The 20,301-nt window shown below is 48.4% G+C and carries 21 protein-coding genes and 1 tRNA gene; 6 read left to right on the top strand and 16 right to left on the bottom strand.

From position 1 onward, the window contains the following. From AC4MRN_RS10695 to AC4MRN_RS10715, 5 genes are all read right to left on the bottom strand, one after another. Positions 1–331: GTP-binding protein (locus AC4MRN_RS10695; RefSeq protein WP_491203258.1), on the bottom strand; the 331-nt coding region annotated here is incomplete at its 3' end. Between the two features lie 154 nt (positions 332–485). Then, the gene (rlmM, locus tag AC4MRN_RS10700) at positions 486–1,562 is read right to left on the bottom strand and encodes a 23S rRNA (cytidine(2498)-2'-O)-methyltransferase RlmM (RefSeq protein ID WP_255053272.1); all 1,077 of its coding nucleotides are present in this window, start codon (positions 1,560–1,562) and stop codon (positions 486–488) included. Further along, positions 1,555–1,959 carry a DUF423 domain-containing protein gene (locus AC4MRN_RS10705; RefSeq protein WP_491203259.1) on the bottom strand — a complete coding sequence of 135 codons (405 nt, stop codon included), beginning with the start codon at positions 1,957–1,959 and terminating at the stop codon, positions 1,555–1,557. Before AC4MRN_RS10705 ends, rlmM begins: the two co-directional genes overlap by 8 nt. After that, positions 1,956–2,585, bottom strand: a complete 630-nt coding sequence (locus AC4MRN_RS10710) for an alpha/beta family hydrolase (protein WP_491203260.1) — start codon at positions 2,583–2,585, stop codon at positions 1,956–1,958. The genes AC4MRN_RS10705 and AC4MRN_RS10710 overlap by 4 nt, the downstream gene beginning before the upstream one ends. Further along, entirely contained in the window at positions 2,578–3,477 is a 900-nt protein-coding gene (locus AC4MRN_RS10715) for a transcriptional regulator GcvA (RefSeq protein WP_073322338.1), read from the bottom strand. The genes AC4MRN_RS10710 and AC4MRN_RS10715 overlap by 8 nt, the downstream gene beginning before the upstream one ends. Positions 3,478–3,694: 217 nt before the next feature. On the opposite strand from AC4MRN_RS10715, the gene AC4MRN_RS10720 reads away from it, so the two are divergent. Further along, entirely contained in the window at positions 3,695–3,949 is a 255-nt protein-coding gene (locus tag AC4MRN_RS10720; RefSeq protein ID WP_491203261.1) for a hypothetical protein, read from the top strand. A 98-nt stretch (positions 3,950–4,047) separates the two neighbouring features. On the opposite strand, the gene kdsA is transcribed toward AC4MRN_RS10720, so the two are convergent. The 6 genes from kdsA to hemA all read right to left on the bottom strand — a co-directional run bounded on the left by kdsA (position 4,048) and on the right by hemA (position 10,270). Next, positions 4,048–4,899 carry a 3-deoxy-8-phosphooctulonate synthase gene (kdsA, locus tag AC4MRN_RS10725; RefSeq protein ID WP_491203262.1) on the bottom strand — a complete coding sequence of 284 codons (852 nt, stop codon included), beginning with the start codon at positions 4,897–4,899 and terminating at the stop codon, positions 4,048–4,050. A gap of 28 nt (positions 4,900–4,927) precedes the next feature. Next, the gene (locus AC4MRN_RS10730; protein ID WP_255053268.1) at positions 4,928–5,299 is read right to left on the bottom strand and encodes a SirB2 family protein; all 372 of its coding nucleotides are present in this window, start codon (positions 5,297–5,299) and stop codon (positions 4,928–4,930) included. 15 nt (positions 5,300–5,314) lie between these two features. Next, a complete protein-coding gene (locus AC4MRN_RS10735; protein WP_491203263.1) occupies positions 5,315–6,865 on the bottom strand; it encodes a DUF3369 domain-containing protein in 1,551 nt (516 codons plus the stop codon). 173 nt (positions 6,866–7,038) lie between these two features. Then, positions 7,039–7,893, bottom strand: coding sequence for a peptide chain release factor N(5)-glutamine methyltransferase (gene prmC / locus AC4MRN_RS10740; RefSeq protein WP_491203264.1), 855 nt, complete (start codon positions 7,891–7,893; stop codon positions 7,039–7,041). Then, positions 7,894–8,979: a peptide chain release factor 1 gene (gene prfA, locus AC4MRN_RS10745; RefSeq protein ID WP_255053265.1), complete on the bottom strand. Its 1,086-nt coding sequence runs from the start codon at positions 8,977–8,979 to the stop codon at positions 7,894–7,896. Positions 8,980–9,004: 25 nt separating this feature from the next. Continuing rightward, the gene (gene hemA / locus AC4MRN_RS10750) at positions 9,005–10,270 is read right to left on the bottom strand and encodes a glutamyl-tRNA reductase (protein WP_155014377.1); all 1,266 of its coding nucleotides are present in this window, start codon (positions 10,268–10,270) and stop codon (positions 9,005–9,007) included. 113 nt (positions 10,271–10,383) lie between these two features. On the opposite strand from hemA, the gene lolB reads away from it, so the two are divergent. From lolB to AC4MRN_RS10775, 5 genes are all read left to right on the top strand, one after another. Further along, positions 10,384–10,986: a lipoprotein insertase outer membrane protein LolB gene (gene lolB, locus AC4MRN_RS10755; protein ID WP_490403388.1), complete on the top strand. Its 603-nt coding sequence runs from the start codon at positions 10,384–10,386 to the stop codon at positions 10,984–10,986. Beyond that, entirely contained in the window at positions 10,971–11,834 is an 864-nt protein-coding gene (gene ispE / locus AC4MRN_RS10760; RefSeq protein WP_491203265.1) for a 4-(cytidine 5'-diphospho)-2-C-methyl-D-erythritol kinase, read from the top strand. Before lolB ends, ispE begins: the two co-directional genes overlap by 16 nt. A 14-nt stretch (positions 11,835–11,848) precedes the next feature. Then, positions 11,849–11,924: transfer RNA gene (locus AC4MRN_RS10765), tRNA-Gln, on the top strand. Positions 11,925–11,956: 32 nt separating this feature from the next. After that, the gene (locus tag AC4MRN_RS10770; RefSeq protein ID WP_073322356.1) at positions 11,957–12,904 is read left to right on the top strand and encodes a ribose-phosphate pyrophosphokinase; all 948 of its coding nucleotides are present in this window, start codon (positions 11,957–11,959) and stop codon (positions 12,902–12,904) included. Positions 12,905–13,037: 133 nt separating this feature from the next. Further along, a complete protein-coding gene (locus AC4MRN_RS10775) occupies positions 13,038–14,111 on the top strand; it encodes a mechanosensitive ion channel family protein (protein ID WP_491203266.1) in 1,074 nt (357 codons plus the stop codon). A 51-nt stretch (positions 14,112–14,162) separates the two neighbouring features. On the opposite strand, the gene AC4MRN_RS10780 is transcribed toward AC4MRN_RS10775, so the two are convergent. From AC4MRN_RS10780 to AC4MRN_RS10800, 5 genes are all read right to left on the bottom strand, one after another. After that, positions 14,163–16,304, bottom strand: a complete 2,142-nt coding sequence (locus AC4MRN_RS10780) for a putative bifunctional diguanylate cyclase/phosphodiesterase (protein ID WP_491203267.1) — start codon at positions 16,302–16,304, stop codon at positions 14,163–14,165. Positions 16,305–16,307: 3 nt separating this feature from the next. Beyond that, complete coding sequence (locus AC4MRN_RS10785; RefSeq protein WP_073322362.1) at positions 16,308–16,799, bottom strand: Rab family GTPase; 492 nt, start codon at positions 16,797–16,799, stop codon at positions 16,308–16,310. Then, positions 16,796–18,580 (bottom strand): OmpA family protein, encoded by a 1,785-nt coding sequence (locus tag AC4MRN_RS10790; RefSeq protein WP_491203268.1) that lies wholly within the window; start codon positions 18,578–18,580, stop codon positions 16,796–16,798. Before AC4MRN_RS10790 ends, AC4MRN_RS10785 begins: the two co-directional genes overlap by 4 nt. A 5-nt stretch (positions 18,581–18,585) precedes the next feature. After that, positions 18,586–19,140, bottom strand: coding sequence for a hypothetical protein (locus AC4MRN_RS10795; protein ID WP_491203269.1), 555 nt, complete (start codon positions 19,138–19,140; stop codon positions 18,586–18,588). Between the two features lie 228 nt (positions 19,141–19,368). After that, a partial coding sequence (locus tag AC4MRN_RS10800; protein WP_491203270.1) for a response regulator occupies positions 19,369–20,301 on the bottom strand: 933 nt, incomplete at its 5' end.

The raw sequence follows: 20,301 nt of genomic DNA on the forward strand, positions 1-20,301 counted from the left end.
GCTCAACACCGCCTGAACCACAGAAAACACCGATACCACCATCCAATACTTTCAGTGAACGATATACTTCAACAGTGAAGTCAACGTGTCCTGGAGTATCGATGATGTTCATGCGGTGATCTTTCCAGAAACAGGTGGTCGCAGCAGACTGGATAGTAATACCACGCTCAGCTTCCTGTTCCATAAAGTCAGTCGTTGACTCACCGTCGTGCACTTCACCGGTCTTATGGATTTTACCGGTAAGTTTCAAAATACGTTCTGTAGTGGTCGTTTTACCCGCGTCTACGTGGGCGAAAATACCAATGTTTCTGTAATGAGATAAGTCTGCCATTAGTTCACTTTCAATAGGTTCAGAATAAAAAAACGGCGGGATTATAAAGGATTTCACCACCAGATTTACAGTCCTTTCTGAAAAAAGACTGCAACTATTCTGGCGGCTCCTTTGTAGAACCCACCTAACTCAATGATATATAATCAAAAATCTTTTACAAAGCACGAATTACCGCAACAGTGACTTCGTCTCTGTCGTGGTACAGATGCCGGACATTTATCGTCGCCCGGATTTTTTGTTCAGCCAGTTGTGCTTTGACCGACTGAATTGCGGTGTATACGGTCTCATATCGCCGTTTCATCGGCAACTTTAAATTAAAGATGGCGTGATTGGTCCACCGCTTACAAAGCCAGGACGCCATGAGATCGGCCACCCGGTCTGGTTTTTCAATCATGTCGCACACCAATAACTCGACCTGACCAAACTGCGGCTTATAGCGAAATCCATCTTCCGGGCGGTAGTCGACTAACCCGGTTGCCATCAAATGGTCGGCCATTTTGCCGTTGTCGACGGCCTCGACATGCATTTCCCGCGATACCAGCTGATATGTCCAGCCTCCCGGACACGCGCCTAAGTCCACTGCCCGGGCGCCTGGACGGCATATCGCTTCACGTTGTTCGTCAGTCAGCATCAACAACAGGGCTTCTTCTAACTTTAAAGTAGAACGACTGGGTGACTGTGAAGGAAATTTTAATCGACATATACCATTGGCAAACGGACTGCGGCCGTTGCTGTCGCTAACGCCCACGAAGCATCGGTCTGTATCGGTAAAAAACACGTGCATGGCAGGCAGCTTTGTCTGTTCTGCTTTGGTGAGCCAGCCCTGTTTGCGAAAAGCCTGCCGCATGGGGACCGCAATCTTCTTACAGAGTTTTGCCAGCTCTTTACCCGCCTCGGTATCGGCGTGTTCAACAAACAGCAGACCACAGCGCGGCACATCGGCTAATTCGGTGAGACTACTGATAATAGGCCCAATTCGGTCGCTCTTGTCTTCAATGACGACGTCAGCAAGGACCTCAAAAAGCTGGCGGGCAAAAATCGTCTGGTCAACCGGCTGCGTCTTTACAAATGACTCGGCATCGGCATCCTGGTGAAAAACAAATTGCACAAAGCCGCTGTTCGCTTTGAATTGCGGATAGCCATACAAGCCTTTTTCTGTGGCCAGTGCGAGGAGTTCGTTGCCCAGGTCTACCTCATAACCAGGGCGACAATAGGCCAATACACTACTCATGGTCACAAGCTCCTTTATTCGCGCCGTTATCCGCACCTTTAGTCAGCGCAATAACCGTAAAGCCCCACCCTACCATCAGACATAATCCGCCCAGCGGTGTTATCGGCCCAAGCCATTTCTTGCCGGTAAAAATCAACAGATATAAACTGCCACTGAATAACACAACACCAACAATAAACCCTATAGCGGCACGTCTTAACCAAGTCACACTGGCCACATGGGACAATGCGCCAATCAGAAGAATAGCCAACGCGTGATACATTTGATATCGCACCGCGATTTCAAAGGTATTGAGAGCCCCTGCATCGAGCACATGTTTAAGCCCATGCGCCCCAAACGCGCCCAATATAACCGCGGTTAGCCCCAATACGGCGCCAATGATTAACGATAATTTCATTGTTGTTCCAGAATAAATGCCGCGCACCACTGTGCGGCCGTAGCGATATGCTCGGCCTGGGACAGGCCACTGGCTTTTCGGGGTTTAAAACTGTGGTCGCCGTCGGCAAGGAATTGTGTTGTGACAGCCTCAGGCAGTGCGTAATCGTTCACTTCCTGCTGATTGCCAAACGTGTCCCTTTCGCCCTGTATAACGAGCAGTGGCTTTTCGAATGCCTCAAGGTGCGCTGTTCGCAGCTTCTCTGGCTTGCCAGGCGGATGAAATGGATACCCCAATGCGACAACGCCTGCCGCTTTGGTATCCTGTGCAATGAGTGTCGCAACCCGCCCCCCCATGCTTTTTCCACCAATGTATAGAGGCTCGTTTGGCCATTTAGCGAAGGCCTGTTCAATAACCTCTTTATAGTGAGCTTCCAGTTTCGTCATCTTATCTGGCGGCCGCTTTTTCCCTGTCTCCGCAATTTGCGTCATGTAGGGGAAATTAAATCGCACCACGCGTAAGTTTAGTTCACCTAATTGCTCAGCCATGTCCTGCATAAAATCTGATTTTGCGCCAGCTCCAGCGCCGTGCGCCAATATCAATGTTGCTTTCGGGTTGTCGGGCTCAGTGACCCACCAGTTACACATAAGCTTGTTCTTCTTGTACTAAATTCATCACCCAGTCCCGAAACGCGGCAATTTTCCCCATTTCAGCCTGGCCTTCGTGACACACCAGATAATAGGCGTCACGGCTTTCTAATTTCTCTTCAAAAGGCATGATCAGACGACCGGCGTCTAACTCTGGTTTTGCCAGCACCGAGTTACCAAGCGCTATACCCTGCCCCAGCGCCGCGGCTTGCATGACCATCATGGAATGGCTGAAGACGGGCCCCTGATTCACATTTACGCCGTAAACATTAAAGTGTTTTAACCACATTTTCCAAATTGCCCGGCTGGAGTCGTGCAGCAACACATGGTGCTTCAAATCAGCCAGGGAGTTCAGTGGCTTGCTACCCTGAAATAAACTGGGCGAACACAACGGCGTTAAGAATTCCGTATGCAGTTTCTCAGCCTGGATCCCACTCCAGCGTCCGCGGCCGTAATAAATGGCCACGTCAATATCGTCGGCCAGGAAGCCTTCGTCGAAGTCGACGGCTTTGAGGCGCACATCAATATCGGGGTAGGCCAGGCTAAATTTACTGATCCTTGGCACCAGCCATTGACTGGCGAAGCTCGGTGGTGTTGCAACCGTAATAGCGCCCTTACTGCCTCTTGCCAGTAACCGTTCGGTGGCATCCTGCAGATTTTTAAAGATGTCTTTGAGCTCTAAAAAATACGCCTGCCCTTCTTCAGTAAGCAGTAGCGTGCGGTTTCGGCGAATAAATAGCTTGAGTGATAAGAATTCTTCAAGTGCCTTTATTTGATGACTCACAGCGGCCTGGGTAACGAACAACTCGTCAGCGGCTCGGGTGAAACTCAGGTGCCGGGCCGCGGCCTCAAAGGCTTTCAGGGCATTCAGGGGGGGAAGACGTCGGTGCATTCAGCAATTATCCAATGTGACAAGCAGGTGACAAACCCATTAGTTTTTCTAATTTAAAACCCGCAATTTTTTTCATTTTTCAGCACCGAAATTACTGTTTATTATTTACCCGAACTTAAAAAACCTCTTTAAAAGACAAGAGGTTAAAAGTTTTAAATTTTGTAAAATCTTAACAATATTGAAACAATCAAAACCATTAAATTAATTAGGTGTGAATATGACTAAATCAATTTTAACAAGTATCGCGTTAAGCGCGCTAATAGTACCATTCTTTTCTAATGCGAGTGAAGTTGCGACAGTAAGTCCGACTGTCACCCCTGTCACTTTCGCAATTAGCGTAGAGTTACCGGCTCCAAGCATTGAAACATCGGTAAAAGCCCAGGCACAACAAAACCTGCTGACCGATCAACACAATCCCAATAAAGTAGAAACGCGCTGTTGGTTAACCTTTATGAAGGTGAATCAGCACTGAATTCAGCCACACGCGCTGAATAAGAAAGACATTTCACACCTGCCGTATGCTCTGCGGCTACACGCCGCTGAGCATATCAGGTCGCGAAATCACGCTACTTAGTTTGCACTGGTATCCAGTGGTGCAAAGCCCTTCACCAGCTCATCGAGCGCTTTCATTTGTGTCAGGTACCCTTCCAGCTTGGAAAGCGGTAATGCACAAGGACCATCACACTTGGCTTCATCCGGATTCGGGTGAGATTCAATAAATAACCCGGCAAGACCCAGAGCCATACCACTTCTCGCCAACTGCGCAGCTTGCGCACGACGACCATCAGCCGACGTTTCTCTGCCTCCAGGCATTTGTAATGCGTGTGTCGCATCGAAAATAACCGGAGCGTATTCTTTCATGGCATCCATACCCAGCATATCGACAACCAGGTTGTTGTACCCATAACAACTACCACGTTCACACAGAATCACGTTTTCATTACCGGCTTCGCCGATCTTCTTAATGATATGACGCATTTCATGTGGTGCCAGGAACTGAGGCTTCTTCACGTTAATTACCGCCCCCGTTTTGGCCATCGCGACGACCAAATCAGTTTGGCGAGCCAAAAAAGCCGGCAGTTGAATAACATCTACCACTTCGGCAACAGGTGCCGCCTGATACGGCTCATGCACATCGGTGATGAGTGGAACTTTAAACGTCGACTTGATTTCTTCAAAGATCTTCAGCCCTTCTTCCATACCCGGTCCACGAAAGGACGTAATGGACGAGCGGTTTGCCTTGTCGAAGGACGCTTTAAATACATAGGGAATATCAAGCTTTTGGCAAACTTCAACGTAGTGTTCCGCAATCCGCATTGCAAGGTCGCGTGATTCCAGTACGTTCATTCCGCCAAATAAAACAAATGGCTTATCATTCGCGACAGTGATATTGCCCACTGTAACCTGCGAAATTTGAGTCATGATGATGTGTCCTGTCAGGAGTAAAAAATTACAAGAAGAAGACTTGCTTGGTTATCGCGACTTTAGCCGTTACACCCAATACAATCAATGCGCCGGCAAAACCGCCCCACTTTTTAACCGGGGTTTCTGATTTAAGTGCCAGCAAACCAAACAATATATAACCGATCACGCCGATGACCTTAGCAGTCAGCCAGCTATTAACAATTGGGTACTGAGATAAAATCACACATAACCAGATTGCGCTACCAAGTAACACGGTGTCGATAATATGCGGTACGACCTTGACCCATTTTTTTTGTAGAAATGAAGGGTTCATCTGGCCATAGATAAAACGAAAAACAAACAACAGCACACTGATGCCAACGGCTGTCATGTGCAGGTGTTTCGCCATCATGTACATCGCGATTCCTTTTTATTAGTTAGATTGACTGGGGTATTGTTGCTGAATTTCCACGAACTTGTCGATGTTTTCGATAAATATTTGCATCAACTGCGGATCAAACTGCTTTCCGGCCGCTTCTTGCATGGTTTCCTGCACTTTTTCCAACGGCCAGGCAGGTTTGTAGACCCGGGAATTGTACAGCGCATCAAAGGTATCCAGTATGGCCATTAAACGGCTTTCCAAACTGATTTTTTCACCTTTCAGGCCGTCCGGATACCCTTCTCCGTCCCAGCGTTCATGGTGATGCCTGGCCAGTTGAGCAGCCAGTTTAATGATAGGCCTTTTTGAGTCTTTAAAGACCTGGTAGCCAAACTCGGCATGCATCTGAATTTGATGAAACTCTTCATCAGAGAGTGTCTCTGATTTGTTGAGTATTGAGCGCGGTACATAAGAATTCCCTATGTTATGTAAGGGCGCAGCAAGCAGCAACATTTGCAATGCGCTTTCGTTCATGCCGGCTTTTAATGCGAATGTCTCGGTCATCGCCACTATGCGTTTAACGTGGTTATTGTCGAGTTCCCGGCCATCCAGTGCCTGCCCCAGTCGCTGCACAATTTCATTTTGGGTATCACTGACTTCTCGGGAGTTGAGCAGGTTGTCGAACGCTATCTGAACGTTTTCAGAAAACTTCTGAACTAACTGAATATCCATTTCATTTACCGGGCGAGGCAAACCGGTTAAAAATAGCAATGAGCCACGGTTTACATTGCTTTTGCAGTAAGCAACCAAATGCTCGTCAGCGAAGACGACTTCTTTGCGTTGGAGTGCTTGCTGGCACAAGTCGTATTCAAATTCAGACAACGACTCTCGCAAGCGCCCGCCTTCCTTACCGGAGTATTCGCCGTTCCCTGCGAAAATATATAAATCCCCCAATGTACCTATTGGTTTGGATACTGCAACTGCCGAGGTAATGTAGGCCGCGTTCTTGGCGCCGCCTAAAATAGACGCGAGCTGTTGAATCAGCCCTTGCATAAAGCGTTCGAGTGAGCGGGAAGAAAACAAATCTGCGGATGCATCGATTATCTTTTCCAGCCCGGCTCGGGCTTCTTCAATAACAATAATGTCCCGGTAAGAACGAAGCGCAGCAATGATCACGGTAAACAGCTTCTGCGCGGTGAGTTCGGTTTTGGATTTGTAATCATTAATATCGTAATTGATGATCACGTCTTTTTCCGGGGCCTGACCGGGCTGGCCGGTGCGCAGGATTATGCGTGTGAAGTGATTTTCCAAATCGTTTCTGATGTAGTCAGCCACTCGCAGGCCGGCGTCGTCTGACTCCATTACTACATCCAGCAATACGACGGCGATGTCGTTGTGTTCGCGAAACATACGACGAGCTTCTTCGCCATCGTAGGCGCTTAAAAACGTAAGCGCTCTGCCGTTTAAGGTAAAGTCATTGAGGGCCAAACGTGTAACGGCATGCACTTCAGGTTCGTCATCAACAATCAGTACTTTCCAGTAACCGATCTCTCCTTGTTCCGGTTCATCATCTTCATCTACAAACAATACATCATCATCGTTCATGTAACGCATTCCTTTTGTGTCATATTCCCCATCTGGGGTCATAGGGATAACTGGTTGCCGACTTACTGCTTTTTCAGCCACATATCATAGAGTTATACAAGCCGTCGATTCAGAAGTATAGTGCATTAGGGTGAAGTGTCCACTGCCATAGATGCAGATCAACACGCAAGGTTTCAAGCAGTCCACTGACCCATGGTGATACGGTCCAGACCATTGAGGTCTTTAACGCCACGACACTGAGTAAAGCCATGCTCACGAAGCAAGGCGTTTATCGCTTGATGTTGCGTGTAACCATGCTCAATCAGCAGCCATCCGCCATTCGATAAATACGCTGGCGACTGCGCAATGATAAGGCGAATATCATCCAGACCATCTTCACCGGCTGTTAATGCCGAATGGGGTTCAAACCGCACATCACCTTCATGCAAATACGGGCTGGTGCTTTCTACGTAGGGAGGATTAGTGACGATCAGGTCAAAATGCTGTTCGGGGTGCAAAGCACTAAACCAGTGACTCTCCAGCCAGTTCAGGCCAGCTAGTCCATTTAATGCTGCGTTGCTTTTTGCCAGTTCGATGGCTTGTGGAATGCGGTCAACGCCGGTTACCGTCCAGCCAGGCTGTTCGGAGGCCAAAGCCAGTGCTATAGCGCCAGTTCCGGTGCCCAAATCACACACATTGGCTGTTTCAGCCAGGGGCAATGCGAGCGCGGTTTCAACCAGTAATTCAGTTTCAGGGCGCGGTATTAGCGTTGAAGGATTGCAGTTTAACTCGAGATCCCAAAAGCCGCGTTTGCCAGTAAGATAGGCAACCGGATACCCCTGTTGCCGCTTCTCGACCAACTCAGCCAACGCACTGAATTGTGCGTCGGAAAGTAGTTTCTCGGGCCAGGTATACAAATAGCTTTGCTGGCAATCCATAACGTGGCAAACCAAAACCCTGGCATCCACAGCGGGCGATTCCCCGCCTTCGAGTGATTGCGTTGCCCACTGAACGGCATCGGCTATGGTTTTACCCGAGCCCGCTGTCACTTAGTTGTCTGCCAGTGAAGCCAACAGGTCGGCCTGATGTTCCTGACGGATAGGTTCAAGCAGCAGACCAAGACTACCTTCAATGACTTCGTCAAGACGATACAATGTCAGGTTGATGCGATGGTCTGTTACCCGTCCTTGTGGGAAATTATAGGTACGGATACGCTCTGAACGGTCACCACTGCCTACCAGGTTACGACGAGTAGAGGCTTCTTCTGCGTCGCGCTTGTCCTGTTCGATCTGATTCAGACGAGCCTGTAACACCGACATCGCCTTGGCGCGGTTCTTGTGCTGTGAACGTTCGTCCTGACACTCAACCACAACGCCTGTAGGAATGTGCGTAATACGAATAGCGGAGTCAGTTTTGTTAACGTGCTGACCACCCGCACCAGACGCACGGAAGGTATCGACACGCAAATCTGCCGGGTTAATTTCAATTGCCTCAGATTCAGGGATCTCTGGCAACACTGCGACTGTGCAGGCTGAAGTGTGAATACGGCCTTGTGATTCCGTTTCCGGCACACGTTGCACGCGGTGACCACCAGATTCAAATTTCATCACGCCATAGGCACCGTCACCGGAAACGTTGGCAATGACTTCTTTAAAACCGCCGTGCTCGCCTTCGTTGGCACTTACCAACTCAATGCGCCAGCCTTTGGTTTCAGCATATCGGCTGTACATGCGGAACAAATCACCGGCAAAAATAGCCGCTTCGTCACCACCTGCACCCGCGCGGATTTCAAGGAAGCAGTTGTGATCATCATTCGGGTCGCGCGGCAGCAACAGAATTTGCAGTTCAGATTCGAGACGATCAATCTCTTCTTTGGCGACCTTGATTTCTTCCTGCGCCATCTCGCGCATCTCAGCGTCGTCTTCCTGCAGCATTTCCTGCGCAGACGCTAAATCCTCTTCGGCCTGACGATACGCATTAAACCCCGCCACAACATCTTCTAACTGACTGAACTCTTTAGACAACGCGCGGAACTTCTCCTGGTTGCTAATAGTGTCAGGATCACCAAGCAGCGCCTGCACTTCAGCGAAGCGTTCTACGAGGTTTTCCAATTTAATGACTACGGACTCTTTCATACTTTTCCTGATATATGTGTGACGGTTACCTGTTGTCAGGGTTGTCCAGTTCAAACGCTTTAGCCAGCCATCGGGTTGTGCGTTGATCGGCCTGAGTTGAGGCATCACGCAGCGCGCGAGTCGGTGCGTGAAGTAATGCATTAGTTAATTTATAGGCCAGTTCTTCTACAACGTCTTCTGCTGACTGACCTTCCTGAATTTGTTTTAGCGCTTTGTCGAGTAATTCCTGACGCTGCTGATTACCTCTGTCGCGGTATTGTTTCACCAGATCGACACTCTGACGGGACTGTTGCCACTGCAAAAAGCTACCGACTTGCTGCTCAATAATCCCGGCAGCCTGGGCGGCGGCCTGTTCCCGTGATGCCATATTTTGCTGCACGATGTGCTGCAAATCATCCACGGTATATAAATAGGCATCGCCCAACTCATTTACCTGAGCCTCGATATCGCGTGGGACAGCCAAATCCACCATAAACATAGGCAAATTACGTCGCTGCTTTAGCGCATCCTCAACCATGCCTTTACCAATCAGCGGTAACTGACTGGCAGTCGAACTGATTACGATATCAAACTGATGGAGCTTTTCCGGTAGCTGGCTCAGCGTCATCACTTCTGCATCCAGTGAACTTGCCAGGTTTTCCGCCCGGGCCAGGGTACGGTTGGCAACGGCAAGACGTTTAACGCCTTGTTCTTTTAAGTGCTGTGCAACTAACTCAATGGTTTCACCTGCGCCGACTAGTAACACGGAACGTTCAGGCAAGCGGGCGAATATGTGTTTGGCTAACTGCACTGCGGCATAAGCAACAGACACGGCATTGGCGCCTATTTCCGTTTCGCTTCGCACCCGCTTGGCAACGGTAAATGTGTGCTGAAACAACTTGTCGAACTGAGTACTGACTAAACCTGAATGACGGGCGTGATTATAGGCTTGCTTTATTTGCCCCAGAATCTGCGGCTCGCCTAATACCAGCGAATCAAGTCCACAGGCTACACGCATAATGTGTTCTATGGCAGCGACTTGTTCATAGATGTAGGCATTTGCGTTGAGCTGTTCGCGGTCGACACCATGAAACGACGCTAACCAGTCGATTAACTGGCTGGTGTCAACGTTATCTGCGGTGACGTAAAGCTCAGTGCGGTTACAGGTAGAGACAATGACCGACTCTTCCACGCCGTCGAATGATTTCAACGATGACAACGCCTCAACCAGCGAATCCGGGGTGAACGCGACTTTTTCACGCAGTTCAACCGGTGCGGTTTTGTGGTTTATTCCGAGGGCAATCAGGGTCATGAGGTTCGACAACAGCTACAATGGAGCGGCATTGTACGAAAAAGCCAAAATGATTGAAAGTGCTGGTAGTTCTATGTTCCACTATCGTTTTAATAGATTTTTTAGGTTTGACCGTGTTACGACACCTTTTTGTAGGTTTTTTAATCGTCTTAGTCAGTGGGTGTGCAGCGCGTTTACCTCAACCAGAAGGGCAAATTGATTTACCCGAACAACTGTCAAAGTTACGCCAGATCTCGACCTGGGAAATCAGTGGCAAGCTGGCCATTAAACACCCCGACCAGTCATTAAGCGCTAATTTACGCTGGCAGACCCAACAACCTGATTTTGAATTTCGCCTAAGCAACTTTTTGGGCATCACGCTGGTCGACATGCAAAATACCCGTGACGGTGCCGTGCTGGAGGCCGATGGCGAAATCTACACTGATCCCAGTGCCAGTCTGCTGTTATATCAAATGACAGGATGGGATATTCCGGTGAATCAGTTGCTCAGTTGGATCAAAGGCGTGCCAAAAACCGGCGATATTTACCAGTTAGACGAGCACGGTTTGGTGTCGGAGCTAAAACCCGCCTGCCAACAATGTGCCGGTTGGATAGTCAGTTACAGCAGATATCAGCAGGTGGACGATGTTTGGCTGCCCCACGCGCTCACACTTACCAACCCATTACAGCCTGATCACTCAATTAAAATTCGAATTTATAAATGGACACTCAATTAACTCCAGACTGGTGGCCCAGTCCCGCCAAGCTCAATTTATTTCTTCATATTCTCGGCCGATACCCCAATGGCTACCATCAGTTACAAAGCCTGTTTCAGATGTTAGACACCGGGGACCGTCTGGCTTTTAGTCTGAATACAACGGGTGACATCACGGTTAGCCCGGAAATTCCCGGGGTGAATACTGAAGATAATTTGGTCTATCGCGCCGCCAGCATGCTACAGCGCCATTGTAATGTTAGTCAGGGCGTCGATATTTTATTGGATAAACAATTACCTATGGGTGGTGGTATAGGTGGCGGGTCATCTAATGCCGCCACCACACTGGTTGCGCTCAACCATTACTGGCAGTGCAAACTCAGCACCGATGAGCTGGCAGAACTGGGGCTGACATTAGGCGCAGATGTACCGATATTTGTACGCGGAAAGACCGCATTTGCCGGTGGTGTGGGCGAAGATATTCATCCAACAAGGCTCCCGGAGCAAGCGTATTTAGTGGTGTTCCCGGGCGTACACGTGGGGACTGCTGAGGTATTCGGGCATCCTGAACTGCCGCGAGATACCCCACCAATGCAATGGCAGGATTACGAATTTGATTCTACCCATAACGATTGCCAGCAAATTGTCTGTAATGCGCATCCGGAAGTTGCAAAATTATTACAGTGGTTGGTACACTACGCACCGTCGCGGATGACTGGCACGGGCGCGTGTGTTTTTGCCAAATTTGAGACAGTGTCACAGGCCAGCGATGTGCATCAACAATTGCCATCAAAATGGTCGGGATTCGTCGCAAAAGGTATGAATACTTCGCCGCTTTTACTAAAATTAGAACAAGTGTCTCTAATCTAACGACAACAATTTGATGGGGTATAGCCAAGTTGGTAAGGCAGCGGGTTTTGATCCCGCCATCCGTTGGTTCGAGTCCAGCTACCCCAGCCACCTCCTACTATCAAAGCACCGAGGAAACACTTGTGCCAGACATGAAGCTCTTTGCAGGTAACGCGATTCCTGAATTAGCCCAGAAAGTTGCTGATCGCCTTTACACCAAGCTTGGCAACGCCACCGTCGGCCGTTTTAGTGACGGCGAGATCGCAGTAGAAATTCATGAAAACGTCCGTGGCTCGGACGTTTTTATTATCCAGTCTACGTGCGCGCCCACCAATGATAACCTGATGGAGTTGATCGTTATGATCGACGCCCTACGCCGTGCATCTGCAGGCCGTATTACAGCCGTTATCCCGTATTTTGGTTATGCCCGTCAGGACCGTCGTGTTCGCTCTGCGCGTGTACCCATTACCGCAAAAGTGGTTGCGGATTTTCTGTCTAACGTGGGCGTTGACCGTGTACTCACAATCGATTTACACGCTGAGCAGATTCAAGGGTTCTTTGATGTACCGGTAGACAATGCCTTCGGTACGCCAATCCTGTTGAACGACATGTTCCAGCGCGATTTCGTTGATCCAGTTGTTGTTTCACCTGACATTGGTGGTGTTGTGCGTGCGCGTGCAACAGCTAAGTTGTTGAACGATACCGATTTGGCCATTATCGACAAGCGTCGTCCTAAAGCGAACGTTGCGCAGGTAATGAACATCATTGGTGATGTGCAGGACCGCGACTGTATCATTGTTGATGACATGATCGACACAGGTGGAACCCTGGCGAAAGCCGCCGATGCGTTAAAACAGCACGGTGCTCGTAAAGTGTATGCATATGCAACACACGCTATCTTTTCAGGCAACGCGGCAAATAACTTACGTGATTCAGTGATTGATGAAATTATTATCACCGACTCAATTCCTCTTGCTGCAGATATGCGCGCAATTGGTAAAGTTAAGCAGCTGACATTGTCTGAAATGCTGGCTGAAACGATTCGTCGTATCAGCAACGAAGAATCTATCTCGGCAATGTTCGAGTACTAAGCTTCACTGTAAGATTCCGGGGTATCTCTCTGATATCCCGGCTTTATTCCCTCCTCGAACTACCTCTTCGCCTATTTACTTCACTCGCTTGCCCCGATACAGTGTGCCCAGAACAATTATCTGAGTTGATTACATGGCGCACCTGGCTGATTACATTCCTTCTTTGCTTACCTTATGTGTCATTGGCCTAGGCCTGGCGTTTTTCCACTGGGTACTGATCCGCCGCAATACGCACTTAACCAGTGACCAAAGGCTACCCCGGCAGCTTATCATGCTGTTGCTTACCTTCGTCAGTGTCATTGCGTTTGTATTGTCATTGCCGCTTAGCGAAGCCATTCAAAACCAGATACTGGCGCTAATCGGTATTTTACTCTCGGGTGTCATTGCGTTTTCGTCTACCACCATTGTGTCGAATGTCATGGCCGGCTTGGTGTTGCGTTTCAACAAACCTTTCCGGCTGGGCGACTTTGTAAGGGTGAACGGCTTTTCTGGGCGCGTAGCCGAAATGGGACTTTTGGAAACCGAAATTCAGACAGAAACCCGTGAACTTATTGCTTTTGCCAACACGATTTTGATTAACAGTCCGGTGACCGTGGTGCGTTCGTCGGGGGCAATTGTGTCAGTTGAACTCAGCCTGGGATACGAAATACACCACAGTAAAGTTGAACAGCATTTGTTACAGGCAGGCACCGAAGCGGGATTAGAAGAGCCGTTTGTTCAGGTTATTTCACTAGGCGACTTTTCTGTTACATACCGAATCGCAGGGCTCCTTACCGATGTAAAAAGCATGATCAGTGCGCGTTCAAAGCTACACAAAGCCGTGTTGGACTGTTTGCATAATGCTAATATTGAAATTGTTTCACCTACGTTCGTCAATTCCCGACCACAACCTGACGACCGCGTAATGATACCGGTGAGGCAACGCATTGTGCAGGTCAATGAGCCTGACGCCCCTCGTCCGGAAGATATATTATTCGACAAGGCCGAAGAAGCAGAAGCCATTCAACGCGACAAAATGACCGTGGAAGCGGAACTGGCTGCTATCCAGGAGCAGCTGTCCGGGGCTGACAGTGAACAAAAAGACGCGCTGAAAGCACGCCGCGATGAACTAAAAGCGCAACTGGCAGAACTGGCCACGCCGGTAAAAGAAGAGGCAGAGCAAATTGAGTCGGCCCCTGGCATAATTAAATCACCAGACGCTGAATAAGCCTGTTAACAGCGCAGACTGACAACGAGGCATGGCGTTTCCAACAACCAATCACGATTGCGACGTGTAGTCTTTGTACCATGTGCTGAAATCAGAAACCGTCATCGGCTTGCTATATAAGAACCCTTGCGCGCAATCGCAGTTGTTATCAATTAAAAACTGATGTTGATCGGCAGTCTCAACCCCTTCTGCGATAACTTGCAGATTAAGGCTTTTCGCCAAGCCTAAAATAGCCAGGACAATAGCGCTGTCTTCGTTGTTTTTGATACCCACATCCTGAATAAACGATTTGTCGACTTTAAGCTCATCGATAGATAAATGCTTCAGATAGGATAACGAACTGAATCCGGTGCCAAAGTCGTCAATGGATACAATCACCCCCAACTGACGCAGTTTCACCAGTAGCGCGGAAACACTTTCATAGCTGTGCACCAGCACGCTTTCAGTAAGCTCAACCGACAGTTGCTTCGGATTGACCTGATAGGACTCGATACTACTGATGATGTAGTCGATAGTATCCTGATCGGACACCTGCCGTGCCGACACATTGATTGCGACCCGAACATCAACGGCTTGCTGCTTAAAACGCTTTAATATTTTACACACCTCGTCAATCAGCCAGTTTCCGAAGGGAATAATAAGTCCGGTTTGCTCAGCCACGGGAATAAATACCTCAGGCGAAATAAATTCACCATCGGCATGTTGCCAACGCGCCAGCGCTTCACATTTCACTACCCGATTTGCTTTCAAATCGATAATGGGCTGTAAATACACCTCCAGCTCACCATTTTCGATTGCCCGGCGCAAAGACTCTTCGAGCTTGTAGCGCTCTTCACTGTGGCGTTTAAGCTCATCACTGAACGCACAAATTGCATTGTCCAGTCGGTACTTTGCGTAATACAGCGCCAAATCACAGTTTCGCATTAGTTCATCGGCAGACATAGCGTGTTCAGGATAACGCACCAAACCTATGCACACGTCCAGGGTGAGGCCTTGCACCAGGCTGGTATCATAGGGCTGTCGCAACGTGGATTGCAGCGCTTCGGCGAATATCAGCGCATTGTCATTTGCCACCGCTTTATTTTTTATATTCAGAATAAGGGCAAATTCGTTGCTGGCTATGCGCGCCACAAAACCCAGCTCACCGACCGCTTTGGTGAGTCGGGCGGCTACGGCGCCCAGTATCTCATCACCAGCTTTATAGCCATGCAGGTTGTTAATATGCTTAAAGCCCTTAACGTCCACGTAAATCAGATAAAACGGCGTTTTTTGTGCAATTGTGCGTCGAAGCTGCACAGTAAAATAATGGCGGTTGGGTAATTGTGTCAGCGAATCCGTGCTGGTCTGAGGCAGTAACGCCGCTTCATTTTGTTTAAATGCACTGATTTCACTCAATACGTAGATCCAGTGAGAGTGATTGTTGGCTTCATCGACAACCGGATGAACAGTTAACTGTAACCACACTGGTGCTGACGCATTATTGTGCCAGAACAATTCGCCCTGCCAGGACGTTTTTCGCTTCACCAAATCATCCGTAATCTGCTGATTCAGATTCAGTTCGGTTAGCATGCCGTGAATTTGTGCTGTGGTGTCTTCTTTTTGGGCGCTGCACAACAGCATTTTTGCCGACTCGTTTTCGAACAATAATGGGCCATCGGCCCGTGTGACTACCACCCCAGTCTCCAGGTGATAAATAGTCTGGTGTATTGGTGCGGGATCCAACAGTTGCTGCTTGTTAGAAGCTAATACATGAGTCAGCCGCTGTTTTATGTACTCATGCTCCCCCACAATTTCATCGTGTTCGAGCAACACTTCCCGGGCGCTTTGCAGCACCGACTGCTGCTTTTTAAAGGCTTTTTCAACATTCTGGACAATCAAATAGGCACTGCCCTCGGCGGTTTTAATGGCGGTAGCATCAAAATGCAGGGCCTCGTCCTTAATTTGTTCTTCCCACATACCGGCGGTCAGGTAATTGTCGTTCTTGCCGGCCCACACCGCTTCAGCGTCTATTAAAAAATCCGCTAAATAAGGACTCGCCTCGTCGGTAATCAACACACTATTTGTTGCATAGGGTTCAGCTATTTCAGTCAACCATACCGGTGCGTCACCCTGAACACGAAAGCGGTTACCGCTGTCTGGTTGCAGCACCGCACAGTCAATAACACCTAACTTTCTGAGTAACGATACGTCCATGCTTTACGACTCCCCAAACGCAACAAACTCAAACATATCTTCCACCGACTCACCCGTTTTAGCGCTGGTATAAAATACATTTGCGAAATGATTTTCATAGGGTTCAAGCTCGCTGCGACTCCAATGGCTGGTTGCCGGTAAGTCCACTTTGTTAACCACCAGCACGGCGTGAGCCTTGGGATTGGCCTCCCTGGCTAATTGGTATACCTCAATCCCTTCCACTAACGACTGATAGCGGGTTTGGTCAACGATAATGAAAAAAGATGATGCGCCACGCAGATAGCGCGGATTAAAGCCGCAATAGCGGTCGATGCCTTCCATGTCCCAGAGCATGAGCTGGACCGTCGAGCCGTTACGCTCGACCTGCTTTTTGTCAATTTTTACGCCAATACTGGTAAGGTATTTTTCAGAAAAAATACCTTCGACGTACTGCTTCACAAGACTTGTTTTGCCCACTCCTGTGGGGCCAAGCATGCAAATTTTCTTTTGGATCACTGTTCAACGTCCTCTGCTCCCAACAATGATTGGGGAAACAGTGTGAATAAAACCATTCTGCCTGATTGGTTATCAATAGGTAACTCACCAATACCGGTTGCAATCAACGAAGCGCTTGGCACACCTTGCTCAACCAGAGCACGTTTTACCGCTTCTGCCCTGACAGCGCTTAGCGCTTTGTTTTTTGATGCAACGCCCGTTTGATCACTGCTGCCAATGATCAATATCTTTGGTGCGCTTCCAGTATCTGACAATATGGCTTGTAAGGCCAATATATCTTGCGCTAAATCTCCCAGATAAGCGCGCTGAGTGGCATTTAGTTGCGATGCATCAACCTCAAATGTCACCGCAAATTGTGTAATTCGATTGCGATAGTGTTGAATCAACGCCTCTCGCTGCACGACATCTAAGGACTGATTTGCACTGATTTTTAAAGCGCGACTGTCAATCGTCAGGGCATCAATACCTGGTATTTTTTGCAATGACTGATTCAGCGCCAGCCATTGTTGTGAGGATAGCTGACCGGACAACAGTAAACTGTCAGATTGTAAATTGACTTCCAGCGTCGGAATGTCCGCAACGAGTTGGCTCGCTTTTTGTTGCACAATAGCCGGTTCCACCGATAAATAAGGGCGCTCGCTGATTGTTACTTTGTTGGCATCAATCCCTTTTTCAGCCAACCAGGCAGTGGCAGACATTGCGGCACTGTCTCTCAGCAATGAAATATGTATTTGCCCGTCGTTTTCGGCAACCCGGTTTACAATGATGCCCGGTGGGTTATCCAGATCGCGCAGCTTGTTGGTGAGCAAAGTCAATTCAATATTTTGATACACCTGCACACAACCAAAACCAACTAACGCAAGGAGCAACAACCAAACCGGGATTTTTTTCCATCCAGCAGGTTTGCGATAAGCTTCGCGCTTGTCACTGACCAAACAGTCAATAAGCACGCCTTGCGCCGACTGAAACTCACTATTGTCGCCCTCGTAAGCCGCCAAAGGCTGGTTGTAAAAATGATGAAACTCTTCCAGCGTGGTTTGTAATTTTACTTGCACATCGGGCGGTAACTTACCGACCACAGCAGCCACCAAAATGGCCTCGGGGCCGACCTTGATTTGCAAGGTGACGGCGTCAGTTTTCACCTCGTGCAGTGAAGATTCTGATGAAGCTGACTGCGTAATGACATCGGCGACAAAATCATTTATTGCCACCAGCATGGAGGAGAGTAAATCGGCATCCTGGGCTTTGGACTCATCTGCGGCGACAGACACCAGTAACGTGCCGGTTTCCCGATGGATGATCAGCAGTTGGTCGATTTTATACTGGTATATTTGCGCAGCGACGTAGTCAGAATAGCGAATGCCAGCTTGCCATGCCCGAAAACGCCACATAGCGCCGCGCACGGAAAAACTGCTTTCAATGATATTGTTAGTCTTTTCTACGAAATCCACCAGGAATGCGGACACCGCTTTACGCACCAGCGAGCCCACCAATGGGTAAAGCGAACCCACAATTTTGTCACGGTTTACTTCAATTGAACGATCAATTGAGCGCTCTACCAGCGGCACCAGAATTTTATTCACAGAACCGTCTTTGCGCTCGCGCTCAATCAACGCTTCTGAGACAACACCGCTTACAGACTGACGAACCTGCTTGTCCACCGATGGCGCCAGATAGCGATCATCCTGACCAAATAATAGCTGCCTGACTTTGTCTAGCGAAGCCTCAGCCACTTTCGATGAATCATCCTCGCCGTGCTGTGGTGCATCCTGCTTGTCCATAGCAATTATGACTTATCCGTAACCAGATTGGTTGCCATTGTTGCCAGCAGTTCTGCGAGGGTTTTGCGGTCAGTTTTAGTGTTACTGAGTTCGCTGGTCACTTTTGATAACTTCTCTTGTAGCTGCGCAATATTCGCCGCAATTTGCGCATCCAGCTTATCCATTTCCTGAACCATGTGATTTTCGAGCGACTGGGTGTCACTTTTCGCCGCAGACTCAGCCATCTCAAGAGACGACTGCAGACCATCAGTTATTTTCATCAACTGGGTATAATTGTCGTCTTGTTTGGTGTCTGTCTGGGTTATTTGCTGTGAAAGCGCTTTTTCTGTTTCCCGCAACGAAGCGTTCAACGTCGCAAATCCCTTTTCAATACTGTCGGTGAGTGTAGCCACCTGTTCTGCAAGCTGCTTTTCAACCGTATCAATGCGTTCAGTGAGTTGCTGTTGAGCCTGCCCAAATAAAATATCGCGTAGTTGCGTCAGATCTTGTTGTGCTGAACTAGCCGGAGTGTCGGCGAGTTGTGAGTCACCACCGCCGTTTTTAGTTTTCGAATTACCCATATATGTGTCCTTTCTTTTTATTCTCGCCAGTCCATGCCCAACAACGTTAAAAACCAGCAGAACGGGGAAAATCAACTGAGTATCGCTTTAGTAAATACTATATTACTATACAAAAATTACACAATACGTATTGATGTAAATACATTTTTTGTACAATCCGTTGACCGCTTACATCTTTAACCTGCTTCACTGCTCTTCCCTTTCCTTCCCGTCATATCAGTAAACTGACTATACGATTCCTTCAAGCGCCTGCTTAAGCGCGTCTTCATCGATGGGTTTGGTTAGAAAATGGTTCATGCCCGCAGAAAGGCAGGCGGCACTGTCTTCTGGTAAAACATTTGCGGTTAACGCAATAATTGGCGTGCGATTATGATTGGGTAAACGGCGGATTTTACGGGTAGCCTCAAGTCCGTCCATTTCTGGCATTTGCATGTCCATAAAGATTACATCAACGTGATTAGACTCACAGTATTCGACGGCTTCTGCACCATTATTTGCCATGACAATATTTGTGAGTCCAAGGTTACGTAACATAGCCTTCACAACCAATTGATTGATTTCATTATCTTCTGCAATCAGAACCTGTTTACCACCATCAAAATTAAATACGGTTCGATCTGACTGTCGGTGATCCAATTTCCGCTCTGCGCTGGATACCGGTAACGTCAGTTCAAATGAAAAACGCGAACCTTCTCCGGGCGCACTGTCTACCTCCAGTGAGGCGCCCATCAGCAACAACAACTTATTCGAAATACTTAGCCCCAAACCGGTCCCGCCAAAACGCCGTGTTATTGAAGAGTCAGCTTGCGAAAAGGCATCGAACAGCGAATTGAGCTGGTCAGGCTCAATGCCAATTCCCGTATCAATGACGGCGAAAGAGACATTTATTTCCTGATATTCTTCATCGAGGTCATGTTGCTTCACTTCCAGACTCACACTACCCTGTGAGGTAAATTTAACTGCATTACTAAGTAAGTTAATCAACACCTGTTTGATACGGGTGACGTCACCAACAAAATACTGCTGATTTAGCGAGTCCAGTCGTGGAACAGAAAAGTCGATACCGCGTTCTGTTGCCAAAGGTTTGAACAAATGATTCAGCTCGATAAGCATCTTAAAGAGGTCGAACGGCGCGTGCTCCAGTCGAATTTTGCCCGAATC

The sequence above is a fragment of the Marisediminitalea sp. genome, from assembly GCF_984433645.1.